The sequence below is a fragment of the Paenibacillus tyrphae genome (assembly GCF_024158745.1).
Lineage (GTDB): Bacteria > Bacillota > Bacilli > Paenibacillales > NBRC-103111 > Paenibacillus_G > Paenibacillus_G tyrfis_A.
The window spans coordinates 96,740-120,542 of sequence record NZ_JAMZAW010000018.1 but is presented as its reverse complement, the minus strand read 5'-3'; the positions used below and the strand labels follow the sequence as shown (position 1 = coordinate 120,542).

The window sequence follows — 23,803 nt, the reverse complement described above, 5'->3', positions numbered from 1 at the left end:
ACCGTTAAAAAATCCGCTCAGGCCACGAATGGTATCGTGACCGGCTAAAGACTATGAAACCGCAGGCAGAAATTACGCGGAGGGGGATCATGATGAGCAAAATAATCGTCCGCGGCGGCAAAAAGCTATCCGGCAGGGTCAAAATAAACGGCGCAAAAAACGCTGTCCTGCCGATCATCGCAGCCTCGATCTTAGGAACGGATGGAGTCAGCGTCATTCACGACGCGCCTCCCCTGGATGACGTCCTTGTCATTAACAAGGTGCTTGAAAGTCTGGGAATCAAGATTGAATATAAACATGAAACGGTCCGCATCGATGCATCCAAAATCGATACGTGCGAGGCCTCCTATGATCTGGTGAGAAAAATGCGGGCGTCGTTTCTGGTCATGGGCCCGCTGTTAGCCCGTGTAGGTCAAGCGCGCATATCGCTGCCCGGAGGATGCGCTATCGGTACGCGTCCGATCGACCAGCATCTGAAAGGCTTCGAAGCGATGGGCGCGGAGATCGAGCTCGGCCAAGGGTATATCGAAGCGAGAGTGAGCGGACGATTAAAGGGCGCCAAGGTATACCTCGATGTCGCCAGTGTGGGAGCGACGGAGAACATTATGATGGCCGCGGCGCTTGCCGAAGGCACGACCTTAATTGAGAACGCCGCCAAGGAGCCGGAGATCGTCGATCTGGCAAACTATCTTAACGCGATGGGCGCCAAAATCCGCGGAGCAGGTACAGGCATCATCCGCATCGACGGCGTATCGAAGCTCACCGGCGCAGTACATACGGTCATTCCCGACCGCATTGAAGCAGGTACATATATGATTGCCGCCGCCATCACGAACAGCGATTTGTACATTGAAGGAGCGATCGGTGACCATTTGCGTCCGGTCATTTCCAAAATGCAGGAGATGGGCGTGCAAATTCAAGAAGATGAGAACGGCCTCCGGGTGTATACGGATCGCCCTCTCCGTGCGGTAGATCTTAAAACGCTGCCTTATCCCGGTTTCCCTACCGACATGCAGTCGCAGATGATGGCTTTGCTGCTGATGGCAGATGGGACCAGCCTGGTTACCGAGACGGTTTTCGAGAACCGTTTTATGCATGTGGAGCAAATGCTGAACATGAACGCGCAGATTAAGGTGGAAGGGCGTACGGCGGTCGTCAGCGGTGGCAGCAAGCTCCAAGGGGCCAAGGTGTGCGCGACCGACCTGCGTGCCGGAGCAGCGCTTGTTTTGGCTGCGCTTGCGGCCGATGGCGATACTGAAATTTCCGGCATTCATCACATTGACCGGGGCTATGTAAATATTGCCGAGAAGCTCAGCACGCTGGGGGCGGACATCCGCCGGATTCCTGTCGAGATCGTCGATACGGAAGAAGAGGAACAAACGCTCCCGCTGTTCGCCGTGCAACCAAGCCTCGCTTAACGCTTATGGCTTCTATTCTCTTGGAACGGGAACCGACTCTTTCATTCGGAAAGGGCCGGTTCTCTTTCTTTTGAGGTTCTATTCTATCTTTTCGGTTCATAAGATGGTGTTACCTGCAGCCGCAGCGCCTGATTTTCGAGAGCCGACAAAAGATGGAGGAACCCGTTGATGAAGTACAAGCTGACCCGGACGCAACAATCTTGGATTCGCTGGTTGGCCGTATGGCTGGCCAGCTTCACAGCTGTCGTCGTGCTGGTACCCGGCCTGCTCGTACGTACGGGGCCCGGGAAGGAGCCGGAACCTGCGCCGCCTGCTGCAGAGCAGCCGCCCGCAGCGCGACAGCAGGACGAACTGCTTGTTCCCGTTTACCGGGCAAAGGAGAAGAGGACGGAGAGAATGGCCCTCGAGCAGTATGTACGGGGAGTCGTCGCAGCGGAGATGCCCATCGAATTCGAGCCGGAAGCGCTCAAGGCCCAGGCGATGGCCGCACGCACCTATATCGTCCGAAGGCTGCTCGATGGCGACCAGAGCAATGTCCCGGATGCAAATGCGCTCGTAACGGATACGATCAGCCATCAGGCTTACGTCACCGACGAGGAGCTAAGGCAGCGTTGGGGCGAGGAGGTGTTCCTCTCCCGCATGGACAAGCTGAAACGAGCGGTAGAGGAAACAAGAGATCTCGTACTAACCTATCAAGGGAAGCCGATCGAAGCGAGCTTTTTCTCTACCAGCAACGGGTATACGGAAAATTCGGAAGACTACTGGAATTTCAACGTTCCGTATTTGCGAAGCGTACCGAGCCCTTGGGATGCCAAGCTGTCGCCCCGCTATAAAGAGACAGTAGCTTTTACATCCAAGGAGCTGCAGCGTAAGCTGGGGTTGCCCGGCGCTGTGCCGGTATCGGCCGGAAGCGCTCTCGGCATCAAGGTGATAGAGAAGAGCCAAGGAAACCGTATCAAGAAGCTGTCTATAGGCGGAAAGCTATTTACGGGAAGAGAGGTTCGAGAGAAGCTCGGACTGAATTCCAGTCAGTTTCAATGGTCATGGAGCGGCGGAGAATGGCGGTTTACGACATTCGGCTACGGGCATGGCGTAGGGATGAGCCAGTGGGGCGCCAACGGGATGGCAATGGAGGGACGCAAAGCGGAGGACATTGTCAAATACTATTATGCCGGCATAGCCATCGACCGGGCTTCCAATCTATTGAAAGGAAAAACTTTCTAATAAAATAGGTTTTCCTGCGTATAAATCTCGCGAACCTGGCAAGAATGGTTAGCGAGGTGATATACAAATGAGTGAACAAAAAAGAGATTTGGTCCAAGAAGAAGCTCCTAAATCTACCGAAGGAGCCCAAAGCGGCACATCGTCATCCTGGAAAAGATTGCTCGCCAAGAAGTGGGTATTTCCGGCAACGTACATGGCAGCTGCGGCAATCATCTTAACGTTAATGTGGTGGTACCAAGGGTCGAGCATCACGAAACCTGACAAAAACGTCAGTCTTGATGCTACGAAATCCGGTACGGTCACAGGAAACGTCTCGGGTACCGATGCGGTAGCTACCAACGCAAAACAGGAAACGATGCAATGGCCGGTCAAAGAACGCAGCGAACTGGATGTCGTGCTTCCTTTCTTCGATAATAAAGCGTCGAACGAAGTGCGGCAAGCCGCGATGGTCGAATACGGCGACACCTTTACCCCGCACATGGGTATGGATTTCGCAAGACACGACAATCAAGCGTTTGACGTATTGGCAGTTATGAATGGTAAGGTCACGGCGGTACAAAAAGATCCGGTTGTCGGCAACTTGGTGGAAATTACGCACAGCAACGGGCTGGTCTCGGTTTATCAAAGCTTGGCCGAAATCAAGGTCGCCAAAGACGCTGAAGTGAAGAAGGGCGACGTGATCGCCAAGGCGGGACGCAACGAACTGGAAAAAGATCAAGGCACCCATTTGCATTTCGAATTGCGTCAAGGTCAAGGCGGCCCAGCGGTTAATCCGGAGCAATACCTCGGAGATCATTAATATCGGCAGAGCAGCAGGCAGGGGATCGCTCCTCTGCCTTTTTGTTTTCGGGGACGAATATCTCTTGCGAAAAAACGCTTGTCCTTGAAATAATTGTTCGCTGCGGGCTTGTCAGCCTTCCGAAACAAAGAATATAAGCGTGGGCCCCTCATATAATGTACCAAACTAACTCGAGTAGGGAGGCGAGGGGAGTGCACGATTACATCAAAGAGCGAACCATTAAGATAGGCCGCTGCCTGGTGGAGACCAAGCATACGGTTCGCACCATAGCCAAGGAATTCGGCGTTTCCAAAAGCACGGTGCACAAGGACTTGACGGAACGTCTGCCGGAGATTAATCCGGAGCTTGCCAATCAGGTGAAGCATATTTTGGAATATCATAAGTCCATCCGTCACCTGCGCGGGGGAGAGGCCACCAAGATTAAATACCGGAAAACCCGCAGCCCGAAGGCGCAAGAGAAGCTCGTTACCGTTAAGTAAAACCGGCCCCGTTGCAGGGCGCGTTCCCATCCGTACCGTGAGCTGTATTTCCCAACGCGGAGGTAGGCCTATAGCCCTTGGATGCACACGGGCCTCCGCGCCGCTGACGGTACGCCCCTTCTCCCGAACCGGCCGGAAACGAAGCGATATTTGTCGAAAAATCGTTCAAAAAAAAGAGGAATTTTGAAATACATGGCGAATTTACCTAAGTAACGTATATAATAGAAGTGCCACTTCTTTACAATAAGGATGGACGGTTGGCTAGGGAGGATCAATAGGAATGTTAAGCAAGGATATCGGCATAGATCTCGGGACTGCGAACGTCTTGATTCATGTGAAAGGTCGGGGCGTTGTCCTGGATGAACCGTCCGTCGTCGCCATCGAAAGCGATATAAAGCGAGTGCTGGCCGTGGGCGAAGAAGCGCGCCGCATGGTTGGCCGAACGCCCGGCAATATTGTGGCGATCCGTCCGCTGCGGGACGGCGTTATTGCCGACTTTGAAATAACGGAAATGATGCTGAAGTATTTTATCAATAAAGTCGGCGGGAAGAACTGGTACAGTCACCCCCGTATTTTGATCTGCGCTCCGACGAACATCACGTCGGTAGAACAGAAAGCCATTCGGGAAGCGGCCGAACGGAGCGGGGCGCGCGAAGTGTTTTTGGAAGAAGAGCCTAAGGCTGCAGCCATCGGCGCCGGAATGGATATTTTTCAACCGAGCGGCAACATGGTCGTAGATATCGGCGGAGGTACGACGGATGTGGCCGTATTGTCCATGGGCGACATCGTTACCTCCTCTTCTATTAAAATCGCAGGGGACAAGTTCGACTCTGCCATTATGAAATATATTAAAAGCAAGTACAAGCTCTTGATCGGTGAAAGAACAAGTGAGGATATTAAAGTCCGCATCGGAACGGTACATCCGGACGGCAAGCGCGAGACGATGGATATCCGCGGCAGAGATATGGTGAGCGGACTGCCGTTAACGGTGACCATCAATTCGCAGGAAATTCAAGAAGCGCTGTGGGAGCCGGTATCGTCTATCGTGGCGGCTGCCAAGAGCGTGTTGGAACGCACGCCTCCGGAGCTTTCGGCCGATATTATCGACCGCGGCGTTATTTTGACCGGTGGCGGCGCGATGCTGCACGGCATCGATCAATTGCTGGCGGACGAGCTTAAGGTGCCCATCCTGATTGCGGAAGATCCGATGCATTGCGTTGTAAAAGGAACCGGCATTATGTTGGACAACCTGGATAAAGTAACCAAGCGCAAATTTTAGGAGGGTAACCATTCGATGTTAAGAGGCCTGTATACCGCCGCTTCCGGCATGATCGCACAGCAGCGCAAGCACGATATCGTTACCAATAATATTGCCAACCTCAACACCCCCGGCTTTAAAGGCGGCAACGGAATCAACCGGTCGTTCCCGGAAATTCTGATTTCCCGGGTACGCAGCGGCAAGAACGAACCGGGTTCGGTGCCTGTCGGCCGGATTAATACGGGGGTTATGGCAGAGGAGAACGTTTCTCTGCATGCGCAAGGCGATATTCAGGAAACGAAGAACCCTTTTGACTTCGCCTTGATTTCGGATATTCAGGTACCGGGCGCCCGCTTTGACAGCTCAGGCAAGTACGTGGATCAGAACGGACAACGGGTGATTCAGCCCCAAGCTTTCTTTACGATCTTGAATGCGGCCGGCGAACAGCGCTATTCCCTGAACGGCAAGTTTTCGCTGGATGCCAACGGACGGTTGATCGATTCCGAAGGCCATTCGGTGTTAGGGCGCGATGGACAACCTATCGTGTTGATGGATGCGGGTACGCCGGTCACGAATTTCCGTATGACCCGGGCGGGACAGTTCACCAATGCAGAAGGCCAACCGATATTGGGGGCGAACGGACAACCGTTGTCGCTGCTTATTACCCGGGTGGAAGATCCGAACCAGTTGGTCCGCGAGGGCAACGGACTGTACCGCTTAAATGCTCAGGATCAAGGCGCGTTCCGACCGATTGACGCTCAAGATCAGGTTGAAGTGCGGCAAGGCTATGTCGAGCGCTCCAACGTTGATTCCAGCCAGTCCATGGTCGATATGATGTCGGCTTTACGGGCTTATGAAGCTAACCAAAAGATGATTCAGTATTACGATAAAAGCATGGAGAAAGCAGCCAACGAAATCGGCCGCGTCTAATCCGCCATTATATATAGCTCGTCCAGCTGAGAAACACCCCTTACAGGAGGAGTTCACGTGAATCATTCGATGATCAATTCATCCGTTTCGATGCATGCGCTTCAGCAAAAGCTCGATATGCTTGCGAATAATATGGCCAACGTTAACAATACGGGCTATAAGCGCCGGGAAGCTTCGTTTCAAGACGTGTTGACCAATGTGAAGCAGCAGCCCCGCGGTTTTCAAAAAGAAGGCCGGCTTACGCCGCTTGGATACAACCAAGGGTGGGGGGCCAAGCTTGCGGCATCTCAATTGAATATGAGTCAAGGCTCGCTGAAACCAACGAGCAACCCGCTTGACGTGGCGATTGAAGGGACGGGACTGTTTGAAATATCCACCGCTTCCGTGGATGCAGCGGGCAATCCGGTTAGAGAAACCCGTTGGACGCGAGACGGTTCCTTCGAGCTTTCGCCTTCGGGCGATCCGCAAAACCCTGACGGCTTGATTTTGACTACGAAGGATGGTCATTACGTGATGGGGGCCGACAACAATCCGCTTCGCGTGCCGAATAACCACCAGATACAAATTCAAGCGGATGGAACGATTCTGGCCCATAATGAAGCGGATCCTAATGCGGAGGCGGTTCCGGTCGGGCAAATCAAAATGGTGCGCGTAGTTCGTCCTCAGCTTTTGCAGCAGCTCGGCGATAATGTGTTCGGATTGCCTTCTGATATTACCGCACAGCAGCGGGACGACATCTTGGAGCCTGTAACGGCGGGGAACAACACGGTTGACCCGATTACGGTGCGCCAGGGCTTTTTGGAACAGTCGAACGTCAGTCTTGCAGACGAAATGACCGAGCTCATCACGGTTCAGCGGGCGTTTCAGTTGAATTCCCGCGCAGTATCTTCGTCCGATCAAATGATGAACTTGGCCAACAACTTGCGTGGCTAACGGCATTACGCAAAGCGAGGTAGGGAACTTGAGCGATAACCGAAAGAAGGCGCCTGCGGAACCGAAAAGATGGAAAAAAGCGGTTTTTACGTTCCTGAAGTGGACGTGGATTCCGTTCACTGGCATAGTGGCGCTTTTAGTAGGGCTTGCGGTCGGGTACGTTTATATAGGAAAACAAGATTTTCAAGAGGTTTTCAATTTAAATACGTGGCGTCATGTGTTTGATTTGATCTTTGCCGATACGTAATGGTAAACTCCCGGGTAAGGGAGTTTTATTTTTTTCCTCATAAAGGTATAATGTATGGATGGGAAGCGTTATAGAGAGAGAATCGAGCTGCGCCGATAACCTAAGCGGCTCAGAGGGGGACGCTATTTCGTGTGGAACTTGCCCAATGTACTGACCGTATGCCGCTTTGTTCTGATTCCCGTCTACCTCGTGGTATTTGGAGCAGGATATATCAAAAGCGCCTTTTTCGTCCTGCTTATCGCAGGGCTTACCGACGTACTGGACGGCTACATCGCACGGAAACGAAATTTGGTCACCGAGCTTGGCAGCATGTTGGACCCGCTCGCGGACAAGCTGATGATGATCACCGTCATCTTGTCGCTGGTTTTCTCCCAGATGATTTCGTGGCAAGCTGCAGGAGCCATGTTTTTACGGGACGCGGGCATGATCGTGGGATCAGCGATTTTTCACTTTCGGGGCAAAAAGACCGTTCCGGCGAATGCGATGGGTAAATTGACGACCGTCTTGTATTATGTTGCCATTCTGCTGATCGTTTTCGAGCTTCCATACGCTCATGCGTATTTATGGTTTGTCATCGCCGTATCGTTCGTCACCTCTATTATTTATATTCTCCAGTTTAAGCTGCTGAACAAACGCGGCTTGCATTCATAAGGGGACCCTTTTCGAAATAAAAAGAGCTCATGCCCGGATTCACCTTACCGGCAAATCCGCACATAAGCTCCCTTATATCAACCTTCACTGCTGCAGCCCATGAAGGGACATTTGTATTGTAAGTTGAACCAGACGTTTTTATACTCACCCAGAAAGGAGCATCTGCTATGTTAGATGCCGCGCAAATTCAGAAGATTATTCCGCACCGTTACCCGTTTTTGTTGGTAGACCGTATATTGGAAACAGAGGTTGGTGTGAGAGCCGTCGGTATTAAAAACGTTACGATCAACGAACCGTTTTTCCAGGGACATTTTCCGGAGTATCCTGTTATGCCGGGGGTCTTAATTATTGAAGCTCTTGCGCAGGTTGGCGGCGTAGCTTTATTGCAAGTGGAAGGCAACCAGGGGAAAATTGGAATGCTTACAGGGGTGGACAATTTCCGATTCCGGGGCCAAGTGAAGCCGGGGGATACGTTGACGTTGGAAGTCGCGATTACCCGGATGAAAGGCATTATTGGCAAGGGGCAAGCGACAGCTAAAGTCGAGGGTAAGGTTGTAGCCGAAGGCGAAATCATGTTCGCTCTTCAATAGTCAAGATACAGATCATACTTAACATAATAGAAAAAATTCCGGGTAGAGGAGATGGAATGATGAATACGGGGAAGCATGTGCAGGAGCAATACGAGCTTTGGTTGAAGGATCCGGCAATTGACGAGAGCACCAAAGAGGAGCTTCGACAAATTGCAGGAGATGCCAAAGAAATCGAAGATCGCTTTTACCGCGATCTGGAATTTGGAACCGGGGGCCTGCGCGGCGTCATTGGGGCCGGTACGAACCGGATCAATGCGTATACGGTAGCCCGTGCCACCCAAGGGCTCGCGCAGTTCATGCTTTCTTCCGGCAAAGCATCGCTTTCCGCGGTGATCGCCTACGACTCCCGGAACCAGTCGCCCGAATTTGCGCTTGAAGCGGCTAAGGTGCTGGCAGGCAACGGAATCAAAGCGTATGTGTTCGAATCGCTTCGTCCGACGCCGGAGCTTTCATTTGCCGTCCGGTATTTGAAGGCCGACGCCGGCATCGTTATTACGGCAAGCCACAATCCGCCCGAATATAATGGATACAAAGTATACGGAAACGATGGCGGACAGCTTGTTCCGGAGCAAGCCGAGCAAGTCATTGCTGAGATCCGTAAGGTACAGTCGTTTGCCGACGTGAAAAGAAAATCGCGCGCCGATGCCGAAAGCGCTGGTTTACTGCAATGGATCGGCGAGGCGGTGGATGCCGAGTATATTCGTGCCGTCACGGCCATCAGCCGCAACGCGGAGCTGGTGAAGCAGACGAGCGATAACTTCCGCATTGTGTTCACACCGCTGCATGGAGCAGGCAATTTATCCGTGCGTGCGGCATTGGCCGGCATCGGCTTCGATCAAGTGCAGGTGGTTGCCGAGCAGGAACAGCCGGACGCCAACTTCTCCACAGTCAAGTCGCCGAATCCGGAGGAACGGGAAGCGTTCGCTTTGGCCATTAACGAAGCCCAAAAAACGGACGCGGACATCATTATCGGAACGGACCCGGATTGCGACCGGATGGGCGCGGTCGTGAAGGATGCGAACGGAGAATACTTCGTGCTGACGGGCAATCAGTCCGGCGCGATTATGGTCCATTATCTGCTCAGCAGCCGCAAAGAGCGTGGGGAGCTTCCGGCTAACGGAGTCGTGATCAAAACGATCGTCACCAGTGAGATGGGAGCGGTCATTGCCGAGCATTATGGGGCTAAAGTATTGAACACGCTGACGGGCTTCAAATATATCGGCGAAAAAATGACACAGTTCGAGCGGACCGGAGAAGCCGAATTTTTGTTCGGCTACGAAGAAAGCTACGGTTATCTCGCCGGCAACTATGCGCGCGACAAGGATGCGGTAATCGCGTCGATGCTGATCTGCGAAGCCGCAGCTTATTACAAAAGCCAAGGCAAAACCTTGTACGATGTTCTGCAGGAGCTATATGCGCGTCACGGCTACTTCTTGGAAAAGCTCGAATCGCGCACGCTTAAAGGCAAGGATGGCGTCGAGAAGATTCAAAGCATCATGAGCGATTGGCGCAGCGCCCCGCCGGAAGTGCTTAACGGATTGCGGGTCGTTAAGGTGGAGGACTTCTCTCAAGGATTGTACGGACTTCCGTCGGAAAACGTCCTTAAATATACGCTTGAAGACGATTCTTGGTTCTGCCTCCGCCCATCGGGCACGGAGCCGAAGATCAAAGTATACTTTGCCGTTCGAGGCACCTCCGCGCAGGCCGCTTCCGAAGCGATCGAACAACTGGTACAGACTGTTATGTCCCGCGTGGACAATCACAACTAACTTTGGGAGTGGGCAGTGTTGAAGGGAACGTACATGAAATGGAACCAACGGGCGCTTAAATGGTTATGGTGGTTGGTTATCCTTGGGATGCTGGCTGCCATCCCCGTAGCGTTCGAGCGGAATGAGACGGAGCAGAAAACGGGACGAAAGGTAGAGTTCGTCTTCGATTACCGCAATTTGCTGGAAATATCCGATTTGCAAACGGACCCCCGCAAATTCGTATTGGAGCAGTTGGACGAGATGAAGCAGCATGGCATTCAATCCATGGCTGTCTATGAAGCGACTCTCAACGAGCTGAAGCTGAGCCGTCGCATTGAGCTGTTTACATCGCATGAAGCGTCCGCTTTGACTCAGACGCCCATTTCGCCGAATGAAAACTTTACGTATCTGTTGTTTGCGGAGAAAGAATCCGAGCAGCAGCTTCAGCCGATGATTCAAAAGGCGTTTGCCGAGTTGAATGTAAACACGAGAGCATGGAGCTACAAAAATCAGCCGGGCCTGATCATCGAGATGGCGATGGAAGATGCGTTGTTGAAAACGATGGACCCGGATCCGATCACTTTGCAGCTGCTTAAGGAAAAAGGGTACACGATTGTCATCCGGCTATCCAACCGCCGGGCTTTCGATGAGGCCCGCATGGATGAGCTGCTTGGAAGACTGCAGGCTCTCGGGGTGAAACGAATGATTATCGATGGCGAGACCGTGCCCGGTTTCGTTAGCGATAAAGATTTGCATAATATCGATTTGATGGCCGAGCTTATGAAAAAGCATCAGATCGGCTTGGCCTCGACCGAAGCCTTGTACCAAAAAACGCCGCCGCGCGGCTTCAACAGCATCGCGAAGAAGATCGATTACAACGTGGCCCGTCTTCACCCTCTAACGGAATCCGACTCCCAGAAGCTCACGGAGAATATTACTCCGGAAGAGCTGAAGGGCCGCATTCAAGATTATGCGGACCGGTTTTTGCTGGCGGTGAAGGACCGCAACATCCGGATGATCTTCCTGCATGCCAAAGCGGTAAAGAGTACGGACAAAGGGAAAATCGTTCATCCGCTCGATTCGATTTATTTGACGTTAAAGGGACCGGACGGGGCCATACCTCAGATTCATAAGGTAGGTTATCAGACCGGGCCGGCTACGGCGTTTGTGCCGGTGCATTCAGGCTGGCAGCCGGTCGCCAAGGCACTGTTATCGATTGGAGCCGTCGCCTTAATTGCGCTGACGATCTCTTACTTCGTCCCAGAGCTTGCGTTAGCTGTCTTTTTGCTCGGATTGGTGGGCTCTGCAGGGATGTATGTGTGGAACAACAGTTTATTTTCACAAGCGCTGGCGCTTGGCGCAGGAACCTGCGCGCCGACTCTTGCTATCATGGTTGCGATCCGGGCGGCACGGAATAAGCTAGACCGCAGGGACGGTAACAAGTGGTTGTTCACAATCGTACTGCTTCTGCGGACAACCCTTCTTTCCCTAATCGGCGCTCTATTTATCGTAGGGCTGCTGAATCAAATCACGTATTCTTTGGTACTGGAACAATTCCGAGGCGTCGGCATCCTGCATGCGGCTCCGATCGCACTAACGGTTCTGTACTGGCTGGTGTTCAGCGATGGGACTTCTTACCGGGATAAAGTGCGGCGAATTCAAGGCTTCCTTCACGCGAATATCCGTGTTTTATGGGTCATTGTCGCTGTAGTCGTTGCGGCAGCCGGCTATTACTACATTTCGCGTACCGGCAACGAGGGGCAGGCATCATCGTTCGAACGATATTTCCGATCTTTCCTGGAAAATACGCTCGGCGTACGGCCGCGCACGAAGGAGTTTATGATCTCCCATCCTTTGTTCCTGCTGGGAGCCTACTTGTGCTATAAGTACCGGAGCGCGCTTCTGCTGGTTCTGATCGGCGTGATTGGACAAGCTTCGGTCGTAGATACGTTCGCGCATCTGCATACACCGCTCGTCATTTCGTCGATTCGCGTCGTATATGGTTTGGCTTTCGGCCTATTGATCGGAGCCGTTTTGATTGTGGTCTGGGAAATTATTGCAAGGAGTTGGCAGCGTTGGGTACCCCGGTTAAGCGAATAGTATTGTCCGGTTACTACGGATTCCACAACAGTGGCGACGAGGCCGTGCTGCAATCGATTCTGCTGGCTTTGAAGGAACAAGGAGAACGACAGGGCGTAACATTCGTCCCTGTCGTTCTGTCCATAAACCCGGAGGAGACGGCTCGAACCTACGGCGTCGAAGCCGCTCACCGGATGCGCCCTGCGGAGGTATGGCGGACGCTGCGCGGAGCCGACGGGCTTATAAGCGGTGGAGGCAGTCTGCTGCAGGATGAAACGGGAACGAAAACGATCCCGTACTACATTGCCATTATCCGGCTTGCTCAATGGCTTCGAAAGCCCGTATTTATTTATTCTCAAGGCATCGGTCCGGTGCATCGGCCGTTTTTCTACGGATGGATTCGTTCGGCTTTCAATCGGTGCGCGTTTATTTCTGTTAGAGACGACGAATCGAAAGCATTGTTGGGGCGAATGGGGGTTCCTGCGGACCGGGTTGAAGTGGTACCGGATCCGGTGATGGGGCTATCGCTTCGCGAACAACGCTCTCCAAAAGGCGACACGCCTAAGAAGCCTGTTATTGGGGTATCCGTCCGATTCTGGAACGAAGACCGCTCGGAGCTCCAGGCTGTTGCCGATGCGCTTAGGCTTGTATTGGAACAATCGGACGCGCACATTCGTTTCCTGCCGTTTCATTTGCCATCCGACGAGCAAGCTTCCTTGTATGTGATGGAACATATGGGGGAACTCTACAAAGAGCGGATGAGCATAACCCCTCCGATCACCCATCCGCAGGATATGCTGGCGGAGGTTGCTTCCTGCCAGGTGTTGGTCGGAATGCGTCTTCACTCCTTGATTTATGCGGCCGGTCAATTCGTCCCTATGGTCGGTGTGTCATACGATCCGAAGATCGATCAATTTTTGAATCGTCTCGGAATCAAAACTGCTTGCAGTACCCAGAAGCCCGATGCGAACGCGCTGGCCGAAGAAACCTTGCAGCTGTGGAACGGTGTGGAAGCATGGAAACAGGAGAAACAGCAGGCCATTGAGCGGCTGATAGTCGAAGCCGGGCGCCCGGCGGAACGAATCGCTTCTTATTTTACCAGTCCACATAAAGAAAATTAATAAAGCTGCGCTATGCAATAAAAGTGTGCTTGTTTTGCCGTAATTCGCAGTGAGAGTGAATCGTAGAGAGGAAAATGTGCGGAAACCTGATAATACCTATGAAAACAACCTGAAAACCGCCCAAATTGCCTAAATTCATGATGGTATTTCAGAAGCCGTCAAGGTATAATTTGAAGTGTTTGGGGTTTTGTCATAGAAAAAAGGGGCTGTGAAAACACACATGAACTTGTTATACGGTATCGGCTTTGTTGCTGCTTTACTGATCGCATTGCTGATGACACCGCTGGTAAAACGCTTTGCTTTTTGGGTAGGTGCCGTGGATGCGCCGAATCATCGCAAAGTACATAGCCGGATCATGCCGCGACTCGGCGGATTAGCTATTTTTATTGCATTCATCGCAGCTTATTTCGTTGTTTCTCCTGCTATAAATACATTAAAAACGGACGTTGTTTTCGGTCTGCTGGTCGGTGGGGCGATTGTCGTATTGATAGGCGCGCTGGACGATCGGTTCGACCTGTCACCCAAAATCAAATTGCTCGGTCAAATTTTGGCTGCTAGCGTAGTAGTCTATTCCGGGGCTGTGATCGATCTGGTCAACCTGCCCTTTGGCGACGGGGCCGTTTCTTTAACGTGGCTTGCCGTTCCACTGACGATCTTCTGGATCGTCGGAGTGACCAACGCGATTAACCTGATCGACGGATTGGACGGTTTGTCCGCCGGTGTATCGGGGATTGCAACGACGACGATTCTGGTGTTGGCCCTGATGATGGGGAACGTTACCGTCGCATTACTGTGTGTCGTACTGCTCGGTTCTATCGGCGGATTTCTGTTTTACAATTTTCATCCGGCCAAAATTTTTATGGGCGACTCGGGAGCTCTGTTCCTCGGCTTTTGTCTGGCTACGTTGTCCGTGCTTGGATTTAAGCAGGCGACTGTTGTATCCTTGCTGGTACCTATCATGATTTTAGGGGTTCCGTTGTCTGATACGTTCTTCGCCATTATGCGCCGGTGGGTCAATAACTTGCCGATCTCGGCCGCGGATAAAAGTCACCTGCATCACTGCTTGCTTCAACTTGGGTTCAGCCACCGGACAACGGTGCTCATTATTTACGGTATTGCCGTGTTTTTCGGTTCTTCCGCCGTGCTGCTTTCCTTCATGTCGGAGCAGGATGCGCTATGGGGTGCCGTGATTTTGATTGCCATTCTGCTCTTTGTGCTGGTACTTGGCGCGGAAGCGATCGGCATCATCAGCAAAACCAAAAAACCGGTGCTTCATTTTTTAAACAAAATCCGTGTTAAAACGATGCAGCTTAGCACCCGTTCACGGATGTCCAAATGATGATTTAGCATCAAATGCAACATATTTAATACAACAACAAACACTGATAATCCCAGACCTTGATCGGTTTGGGATTTTTTGTTGCGCTTCTTGCAAATTTCCCTAAAAAAACGATGACTTTCGGCCGATATGTAAAGTACAACTATTTTTTTGGCGAATGATGTCAAATCTTTGCCGGTTTTAGGCGGGGGAGGTTGTTTTTTAACCGGATTGCTTTGAATCGTTAATTTGCCTACATTTTCATTACATAAGGAGGTACTTCTCTTGAAACGACTTACCAATCGTGCCGTCAGCTTTGCGGTCATCGTTGCCCTGCTGGTGTCGATGATCGTACCGTTTTCCGCGATGGCCGCCGGCGGTTCGCTGATGAAAGTCAAAGGATACAGTACGGCAGCGGCAACCCCGACTCCGGTCACCAGCGAGACGGTCAATATTTCCGTCGAAATCGATAATATCGACGATGCTCAGATCTCTTCTATTTATTATGAGATTGAGAACGTGACAACCAGCCCAGGAAGCCCGGTGGCAAACAAATCGAACAAGGGTATGAAGACGGGCCCGTATGAAGTGACTTTCAACAGCGTCAAGCTGTCCGCAGGTACGAACAAAATTACGTTTACGATGGGAGACGTCTCCAAGATTTCTTCCCAGCCTGCCTACCTGACGTTTACGCCGACAACGAACATTACGGACCTGAAGTTTAACGACGTGCCGATCGATGATGGCAAGATGTATCCGAAGGATCCGACACAAACGGCGTATGTGATTACCGGTAAATCGCCGAACGCGACGACGGTTCAAGGTTACTTGCTCGGCCAAGCCAATCCGATCACGGCGTTCCGCAGCAATAATGGCGACTTTACGTTCATTCCGAACCGGAACACGGATTTCAACATGCAAGCCGGGGACAACATTTTTAAAATTGTCGCCAGCAACAACACGAATACGTACAACACGACTAAAAAGTTCATTTTCAACAATGGCAAGCCGTTTTTGTTTGACGGCGCTTTGGATACTGGTTCTGGAAAACAGAAACTGGTGAACGATCCGTTTCCGCAATTGAATCAAACGACGGCTACTCTGACGGGTAAAATGAAGGTTGATCTGGCCCCGGGCTCTTCTACGGTTACGCAGTATGTGTATGCAGATATCACCGTAGTAGGCGGGAGCCCGGCAACCCAACGGGTATACTTCTCGGGAACCACACCGGCGCCGCTGACGGAAATCCCAGCAGAGTCGACCTCGACTTATAAAGTATTTGACTTGGGTTCTGTTCCGTTGACTCTTCCGACGAATCGGAATCAGACCCTCATCGTGACGTTCTATACGGGCAGCGGCTTGGTAGGCCAAGCGCCGCAGCAGACGTTTACGTTCAATTATTTTGATCCGGCTGCACCTTATGTAACGAAAGTAACCAAGGATCTTGGCACGGACCCGGTAACGAATCAACCAGTAGAAGTCGCCCTAAATCAAAATGGCGATAACGAAATCAGTGAGCTCCCATCTACGTTCTATATTTATACGACCGGTGTAGCTCCGGCGGGTAGCGTTAAGGCTCATATCGGTGGGGATGCTACTGGGATTGCTGCCAATTATGTTGGACCTGATGGCACCCAACAAAAATGGAAAGTGCAAGTTAACGGCATTCGTGATGGAAGAGCCGTGATGTCCGTAATACCGAGCGGTGTGACTAACGGAAAGCTGGACTTCCCGTTAGTTATCACGAGTACGCCGTATATCATTCCGGTTAACTTCTATAACAATATGGTCATCAAAAACGCCGCATTGGAGACGCCTTATTGTACTCCAGGTACAGGCGGTACTCCTTGCTTGCAGGCGAAAATCATGAACTTGCCTGAAGTGGAGTATGCCAATGTCGAGGTGTCCGTTAACGGTTATACGACCAAGCTGGTTGCAGGAGATTTCCGCGATACCAATGCCAAATCGACTTTTATGTTGGATGTGAGCAAAGCCGACACCCGTTGGCTGCCTAACGACAACAAAGATTTGCTCAACGAAGGGCGTAACACGGTAAAAATCAACCTGCGCTTGAACGGTGCTGTTGTAACGACAGTACAGTATGAGATCTTTAAGTTTACGCTTCCGACTCCTGCATTTGTAGGAGATATCTTGCCGAGCCCGCTGGAGAAATTCACAAAGGCGCAAACGCCGGATAAATATGCGACGAATGCAAACAGCGTATCTTTCGTAGGCAACTTCGTGAATGCAGACAGCATCAAAATGACCGTCCGCAAAAAAGACGCTCTGGGCAACCCGGTTGTTACTTTCGATGCCCGGGATAGCGCGACTGGATGGAATTATCCTGCTGCTCCGGCCAATGGCCAGCAAAACTATCTGAATAGCGTCGGGACAGGAGCCATTAATACGGCAAGCATTCCTCTTCCTTTTACAGGGGATGTCGTCTTCGAATTTATGATTTCCAACAAAACGGGAATCACCGAAACACGGAGCATCACGATTTCCCGGGAACCGGTGCCTTACCGTATTATCGAGCCGATTCTTGTGAAGAGCGGCAAAGATGAAGTCGCTACGATCAACGGAAACTTCGTGGACATCAAATTGGAAGCTGAGAACGCAGATAGCGTGAGCTTCGGTAAAGACGCCAATGTGCTCAGCAAGATTGACCCGTCCGACAACAAGCCTTACTTCTACTACCGTTACGAGAACCTGAAGGCAGGCCGTAACACGATTAGCTTTACCGTTAACCGCGGCAAAGAAAGCTCTAAAGCCAGCTTTGTGGTGAATAACGTGAATACGGCGGTAGAAGGCGCACAAATGCTGATGCCGCTTCAAAACAAATATAAGCTGTTCGAGGGAGAGCTGGAGCTCAGTTTCCCGGCTAACACGAAGCTTATGCGTAACGAACCGACTGCGACGAATCAGTACTTGACGGGAGACCGCAAGCTGTTGTTCGGACTTGCCAATGTGAAGGATGGCCGTGTCAACAAAGCCTATAATACAGATTACAGCGCATCGTTCTTCCTGCAAGAGCCTACGGGCAAATTCCGTCCGGTCAGCAAGCTGTTCTGGATCAACGGCGGTGCTGTTGGCCAAGACGATTATTTGGACAAGGACAAGTTGAAAGAAGCTCTCACAGGCTCCGGACGCGATCCGTACAACATTGACGTAAACAATGCGAACGTAAGATTTTATCAGAAGAATAACGAGAATGACCTGAAAAATTCGTTTGTACCGACCAAACGCGGCGAACTGACGCTGAAGTATGACGATTCGATCAGACAGGATTCCTGGAAGTATGTCACCGTGTATCAAATGGATATCTATGAAGATTATCGGGGCATGACGACCTTGGCTTGGAAAAACATCGGCGGCGAAGTCGATCCGAAGAAAAACACGATCACGGTTCCGATCGATCATTTCGGTTATTTCCAAGTCATGTACATGTACGACAGCTTTAACGATATTACGAGCCACGAGTGGGGCCGTGATACCCTCGATACGCTCTATTCCAAAGGGTTTATGCTCAATAAACTACAGTCGCTGTTTGTACCGAACGAATCGATTACGCGCGGCGAGTTTGCTACGCTGCTCGTAAAAGCTTTCGATCTTCCGCTTCAGTACTCCGGCAACCTGACGTTCAGCGACGTGCAGAAGTTTGCAAGCACCAATCCGCTGTACGATTATAAGTACATTGAGACAGCGGCACGGGTCGGCATCGCACGCGGTAATGCCGGAGGCCGGTTCAAGCCGGACGAGGCCATTACGCGCCAGGATGCGGCCGTCATGATTGCGAGAGCGGCAGAGCTGAAAGTGAATTCGGACAGCAATAAGTCTCTTGCTACGCTTCAAAAGCAATTTACCGATGCGAAAGATATCGACATCTATGCTTTGCCGGCGGTTGAAGCCGTGTCCAAGGCCGGATTCATCGAAGGCATCGAGAACGTTCTTCTTTCCGGTCAAAAGAAGAAGACGTATCGTTTCGATCCGCTTCAAAACTTCACGCGTGTTCAAGCTGCTGCCGTCATGGAGCGCATCCTGAAGCAGCAAAAGAAATTCCCGAAGTAAGATGACTGACAAACCGTCAACCGTAGGTTGGCGGTTTGTTCTCTAATTTTAGGTGGTTTCCGCTCAATATTGGAAAATTATTAATGATGACGTAGGTGAATAGATCGTTGTATACTACCTTTTGTGGGCGCTCGATACAATACATAATTGATAGACGCTCTTGATGTGCTTGTTTCAAAGTTGTCTCAAAAAAAACCAAAAAAAGTTTTTTCAAAGAGCGCAACTTTTCGAAACAACATGCGTTTAATACATTGAAACAAACAGAAAGCAAGACAAAGAGCTGTGAACTTGGATAAATTTCACAAAATATACTCTTTACCTTGCTGGCATGTCAGTGTATAATGTTAGGTGGCATGCGATTCTATCCTTAATCTTCCTATTGTTTACTAGTTTCTGCAATTTATACATTGCAGACATCTTCAATAAAAACTCATTTTGCTCAACTCTGGGAAGGGGGTGAATCGGCTAATGAGGGAATCGAGCTATAATTTTTCTACACAGAACTCTCAACAACCGAAAGATATTCGAGGAGGAGAAAAAAAGGTTATGAAGAAAAGTTTATCTGCAATCCTGTCCCTGGCTATGGCATTCTCCATGTTTTCTTCCGTAGCGCTGGGTGCAGACGCTAAGAAATCTTCCGCTGATTTCACAGATCTGAAAGATCTGGATGCAGCTACGAAAGCAAAGTTTGACGAAATGATCGGCGCTGGCATTTTCGACGGCGTTAAAGAAGGTACATTTGGTCTGAAAGACAAAATGAACCGTGCGCAATTCGCGAAAGTAGCAGCTTTGGTCTTCAACTTGAAAGTTGACACTTCCCTGAAAACTTCCAGCTTCTCCGATGTGAAATCCGACGATCCGGCTAACGGATACGCTCTGCCTTACATTGAAGCTGTTAAAGCAGCTGGTATCACGGACGGTTACGCTCCTGGCCAATTCAACCCGGCTGGCGACGTAACGAAAGAGCAACTCGCTACTTTCTTGATCCGCGGTCTGGGCAAAGACTCCGAAGGTAAAAACAAAACCGGCGTGAGCGACAAAACTGTTTCCGACTGGGCTAAAAGTTATGTTGCACTGGCACTCGAACTGAAATTGCTGGGTAACGGCACTGACGGTACATTCGGCGGCACTTCGGCAGCAACTCGCGACCTGTTGGTAACGAGCTCCTACGAAGCTAAGAAACAATACGTTGACAACAACAAACCGGCTAAAGCTTCCATCAAAGAAGCTAAAGCAGCTGACTACAACAAAGTCCAAGTTACTATGGACAGAGATGTAGATACAGCAAAAGCTACTGTATCCTTGAAAAAAGGTACAGCTGACGTTGCAACTGACCTCAAATGGTCCGAAGACAAAAAGGTTGCTACGCTGACGCTGAAAGACGGCTCCAAAATTACGGAAGGCACGTACAGCGTAACGCTTGGCGGTTTGGATGCTTCCACAGTTGACAAAACTACGGCTGAATTCAAAGCTGAGAACGAAAGACTTGAAAAAATCGAGTTCGTAACAGCTAACGATACTGTTGCAAAATCGAAAAAAGTTCGCGTTCAATTCAAACCAACCAACCAATATGGTCAAAACGTTTCGTTCCCTGCCGGTAACTTCACAGTTAATGCGACAGTACCGAACAACTCCGCATCTTTGACTAAAGATGTTGACACTGGCAAGTTCTATGTTGTTATGAATACGGATGACAGCGGCTTGATCTCCAACAATAGCCAAATTTCCGTTAACATTTGGGACAACGACACCAAAAAGTCTGCTGTTAAAGTATTCAAAGTAGGTGACTTCCCTTACCTGGCCAAAGTGGAATTGGGTGACGTAAAATACCCGACTGGTAAAAGCGCACTCCAAAGCTCTGGCGACAAAGCTGTTGTTAAATTGACTCAATACGATCAATACGGCGGCGAACTCACAATTGATTCCGGTACAGCAAACAACAAAATTGCTGACCCAAGCGCCTATATTACTCCAAAAGGAAATGTTCCTTATGAGTCTAAACTGAAACATGAGTTCCTTGATGAAACCGGCGACGGTGTCAAAGACCTCGTTGTTAAACTTGACGGTAAAGTAACGAGCACCGGAATCTTCACGGTATCCGTGTTCGGTGGCGGTTCTACTGCAACTGCTGACATTAAACTCAGCGCAAGCAAAATTGCAGCAAAAGTAGAACTGGGTGAATTTAGCGGTTCTCTTGCAGTAGGTGATAAAGACAAGTACATCGAATTGATCGCATACGATGCTGAAGGCAATAAGTTGTCTGCTGATGATGTTGTAGATAACGTGAAAGACAAACGCTTCAACATTTCCGTATCGGGACCGGTTAACCTCGGTAAATCTGACAACGTACCTGCTTCTATGCTTGATGCAGATGGTAAAGTTGTTATCACCGGCGACCAAAAAGGTAAAATTCACATCAGTGAAGTAACAGCAAAAGGTAGCGGTCAAATTTACGTGAACGTATTTACAAACGGCGTAAACAGCCAAGCTAGCAAAAGCTTCAGCACAGTTGATGCCCGTTATCCGTCCACGATCAAAACGCTCACAGACGCTGCTACTAAGGCAGTTGCTGGCGGTGAAACGAAGCCTAAATTCCAACTCATTGATAACTACAATGAACTTATTAAGGAATTTGATAAACCTATCAACGAAAACAACAGCAATGGCACTGTAACTTATGATGTTTATGCTACAGTAGTTGCTGGTGACACTAACTTTAAAGTGAGCGTTGATGGCTTTGGACAATTGCCTACAAATGGTGGTGCAAGCCTTACTGTTAAGCAATTCTCCGATAAAGAGGTCAAAATTGAAACTGCAAATGTAGCAACAGGAAAAGAAGTTGAGGTTAAATTCGCTCTGCGTAAGAAGAAAACCGATGGAACTATCATCGACAGCAGCGTAGCTTCTGTTACGAAGAAAGTTCAAGTTGTTGACGGTTCTAGCGAGAACCTCAAATACAACCTGAAAGATCTGGGCAGCATCTTCAATACGTTGGATGACGGTATGTACAAAGACGCTCCATACACGGATCTTCAAGGTAACCCTGTGAAGAGTAAGCTTGCTAAAGAACTCGTTGTTGAAGCTACAGACAGCGCTGGAAATAAAGTTGCATTCCCGAAACAAATTAAGAGCGTTACTTCCGAGGTATATGAATACGTTCGTTACGGCGTAGACGGCGGTAAAGCTTACGTTATCGGTAAGAAAACAGGTACTTCCAATGTAACTGTACGCTTTAAAGATGGTAAAGGTAACGACAACACAGTAACTGGCCAAGTTACTGTTAAGAACGAGCCTAACAAAGTTGAGAGCATCGAAGCTGGAAAATCGAGCAAAACGTTCTCCAGATCGGGTGCAAATACAAGCGCCGATAAGCTCTCCGACGCTTTGGTAAATGGCAACTATAAAGTTTACAAGTTGATGGGCGACCTCACTGTTAAGAACCAATATCAAAACGAGTTCAAAAACGAACACATTGCAGATTACAATGGTAAGTTGCTGCAACTTGACTACATCGTTTCTGATGTTGCCATGAACAATAACGGCACTGTGAGCTTGGATGGTGAGAACGTAACTATCAACGGTACTGGTTCCTTCACGTTGAAAGTAACTGCACCTAACGGCAAATCTGCCACAACTACAATTGTTATCACTGACTAATCCTAACGGATAAAAAAAGAAGACCCCTACGGGTCTTCTTTTTTTATCAAGACCCAACCACTTACATATATCCAAAGCAGGTGAACTCATGAAATCAAAAATTACTCTTGTCACTGTTATTCTCATTCTTCTTTTCACAACTATCGTCTACGCAGATTCTAACAATACCTCTACTCTACCAGGTTCTGTAGACGATCCCATCATTACCAAAAGCTACTTCGAGCAAAACATTGCCAAGCAAGTTGCAGACGAATTTGCTAAGCAAAGCGTAAACGAAGAAAAAATCAAACAAATCATCAAGGCTGAGCTGGCCAAGCAAGGAGCTGGAAGTGGTACTTATCCTTCCACAGGCTCCGGAACTAACGGTAACGCACAGCAACCGGCTGTCCCCAATACTGGCCTCACTGTCGTGAAGCTCCAGCAAGGACAAACGCTTTACGGCGGGGCGGGCACGGAATTCATTGTCCGAACCGGTAAAGTCATAGCGGTGAGCTCTGACGAGAACGGAATTCCCGACGTTACCTCTGGTAAAGATATTACTGCGGGAGCAACGGTCGAACTGAACCATTTGCTGATTGTTCCACGGGAGGGTCGGGGCGTTAAACCTGACGCCAAGAACAAGCAGGAAATTTTCGTTATGGTTCGCGGTAACTACTTGATTATTAATGCGGATGGAACGAAAGCTGCATCATAATTTTACCCATATCACCAATCATTCATACGTTTGGGGTTCGCCTCAGGGGGGATAATAGCACTACATCCTACTTGAGGAGGTATCCTTTATGGCAAGAAATAATAATAAGAAAGTTGTACCGGAAAGTAAAAAAGCATTGGATGTTTTAAAATACGAAATTGCCGCAGAGCTAGGGCTTCCGGTTGGCAAGCAGCTAGCGAACGCTAATGTTGAATTTGCCACCGAGCTTGGTTCAATCCCTTCCGGTTCTGTAAAAGAAGATTACTGGGGGCATATTGCTTCCCGGGATGCCGGTGCCGTAGGCGGGACGATTACGGCAAGATTAATCAAAAAAGCTGAAGAAATGATGTTGAGCTTGTAAAAAAAGAAAACAATTATCAAAAGATGGACTGTTTTTTACCGCAATGAACCCCGAGCTTTTAGGATTGATAGCAATGTGGGAGCACCATGGTGATAGTTGGCGTGCAAAACATGATGAGGTAGATGTTTATCATAAGTTGCAGGATGACCCACCATTTATGATAAAGACGGAAATGTAATAGAACAAGAGTAATAAAAGCTAAGTCGAGTTCGCAGATAAGAAAAAATT

At 49.8% G+C, this 23,803-nt stretch carries 18 protein-coding genes; all 18 read left to right on the top strand.

Annotated elements, in window-relative coordinates:
• The first annotated feature begins 92 nt into the window (after positions 1 to 92).
• A complete protein-coding gene (gene murA / locus NI000_RS24950) occupies positions 93 to 1,418 on the top strand; it encodes a UDP-N-acetylglucosamine 1-carboxyvinyltransferase (RefSeq protein ID WP_253414142.1) in 1,326 nt (441 codons plus the stop codon).
• Between the two features lie 168 nt (positions 1,419 to 1,586).
• Positions 1,587 to 2,642 (top strand): stage II sporulation protein D, encoded by a 1,056-nt coding sequence (gene spoIID / locus NI000_RS24945; protein WP_253414090.1) that lies wholly within the window; start codon positions 1,587 to 1,589, stop codon positions 2,640 to 2,642.
• 67 nt (positions 2,643 to 2,709) lie between these two features.
• Complete coding sequence (locus tag NI000_RS24940) at positions 2,710 to 3,441, top strand: M23 family metallopeptidase (protein WP_253414089.1); 732 nt, start codon at positions 2,710 to 2,712, stop codon at positions 3,439 to 3,441.
• A 191-nt stretch (positions 3,442 to 3,632) separates the two neighbouring features.
• Positions 3,633 to 3,920 carry a sporulation transcriptional regulator SpoIIID gene (gene spoIIID / locus NI000_RS24935; RefSeq protein ID WP_036682840.1) on the top strand — a complete coding sequence of 96 codons (288 nt, stop codon included), beginning with the start codon at positions 3,633 to 3,635 and terminating at the stop codon, positions 3,918 to 3,920.
• Between the two features lie 280 nt (positions 3,921 to 4,200).
• Complete coding sequence (gene mreB, locus NI000_RS24930) at positions 4,201 to 5,199, top strand: rod shape-determining protein (protein ID WP_036682843.1); 999 nt, start codon at positions 4,201 to 4,203, stop codon at positions 5,197 to 5,199.
• 15 nt (positions 5,200 to 5,214) lie between these two features.
• Positions 5,215 to 6,108, top strand: coding sequence for a flagellar hook-basal body protein (locus NI000_RS24925; RefSeq protein WP_253414088.1), 894 nt, complete (start codon positions 5,215 to 5,217; stop codon positions 6,106 to 6,108).
• Between the two features lie 57 nt (positions 6,109 to 6,165).
• Positions 6,166 to 7,041 (top strand): flagellar hook-basal body protein, encoded by an 876-nt coding sequence (locus NI000_RS24920; protein WP_253414087.1) that lies wholly within the window; start codon positions 6,166 to 6,168, stop codon positions 7,039 to 7,041.
• A 28-nt stretch (positions 7,042 to 7,069) separates the two neighbouring features.
• On the top strand, positions 7,070 to 7,288 hold the full coding sequence (locus NI000_RS24915) for a DNA-directed RNA polymerase subunit beta (RefSeq protein ID WP_253414086.1): 219 nt from the start codon (positions 7,070 to 7,072) through the stop codon (positions 7,286 to 7,288).
• A gap of 129 nt (positions 7,289 to 7,417) precedes the next feature.
• Complete coding sequence (locus NI000_RS24910; protein WP_025847708.1) at positions 7,418 to 7,939, top strand: CDP-alcohol phosphatidyltransferase family protein; 522 nt, start codon at positions 7,418 to 7,420, stop codon at positions 7,937 to 7,939.
• A gap of 167 nt (positions 7,940 to 8,106) precedes the next feature.
• A complete protein-coding gene (gene fabZ / locus NI000_RS24905) occupies positions 8,107 to 8,529 on the top strand; it encodes a 3-hydroxyacyl-ACP dehydratase FabZ (protein WP_253414085.1) in 423 nt (140 codons plus the stop codon).
• 56 nt (positions 8,530 to 8,585) lie between these two features.
• Positions 8,586 to 10,298, top strand: coding sequence for a phospho-sugar mutase (locus NI000_RS24900; protein ID WP_375541000.1), 1,713 nt, complete (start codon positions 8,586 to 8,588; stop codon positions 10,296 to 10,298).
• A gap of 33 nt (positions 10,299 to 10,331) precedes the next feature.
• Positions 10,332 to 12,377, top strand: coding sequence for a DUF5693 family protein (locus tag NI000_RS24895; protein WP_253414083.1), 2,046 nt, complete (start codon positions 10,332 to 10,334; stop codon positions 12,375 to 12,377).
• Positions 12,353 to 13,477, top strand: coding sequence for a polysaccharide pyruvyl transferase CsaB (csaB, locus tag NI000_RS24890; protein WP_253414081.1), 1,125 nt, complete (start codon positions 12,353 to 12,355; stop codon positions 13,475 to 13,477). The genes NI000_RS24895 and csaB overlap by 25 nt, the downstream gene beginning before the upstream one ends.
• 220 nt (positions 13,478 to 13,697) lie before the next feature.
• Complete coding sequence (locus tag NI000_RS24885) at positions 13,698 to 14,816, top strand: glycosyltransferase family 4 protein (protein WP_253414080.1); 1,119 nt, start codon at positions 13,698 to 13,700, stop codon at positions 14,814 to 14,816.
• 264 nt (positions 14,817 to 15,080) lie between these two features.
• Positions 15,081 to 18,863: an S-layer homology domain-containing protein gene (locus tag NI000_RS24880; protein ID WP_253414079.1), complete on the top strand. Its 3,783-nt coding sequence runs from the start codon at positions 15,081 to 15,083 to the stop codon at positions 18,861 to 18,863.
• A 546-nt stretch (positions 18,864 to 19,409) separates the two neighbouring features.
• Entirely contained in the window at positions 19,410 to 22,520 is a 3,111-nt protein-coding gene (locus tag NI000_RS24875) for an S-layer homology domain-containing protein (RefSeq protein WP_253414078.1), read from the top strand.
• Positions 22,521 to 22,608: 88 nt separating this feature from the next.
• Positions 22,609 to 23,214: a hypothetical protein gene (locus tag NI000_RS24870; protein ID WP_253414077.1), complete on the top strand. Its 606-nt coding sequence runs from the start codon at positions 22,609 to 22,611 to the stop codon at positions 23,212 to 23,214.
• A gap of 88 nt (positions 23,215 to 23,302) precedes the next feature.
• Positions 23,303 to 23,575 carry an alpha/beta-type small acid-soluble spore protein gene (locus NI000_RS24865; protein ID WP_253414076.1) on the top strand — a complete coding sequence of 91 codons (273 nt, stop codon included), beginning with the start codon at positions 23,303 to 23,305 and terminating at the stop codon, positions 23,573 to 23,575.
• Positions 23,576 to 23,803: the final 228 nt, after the last annotated feature.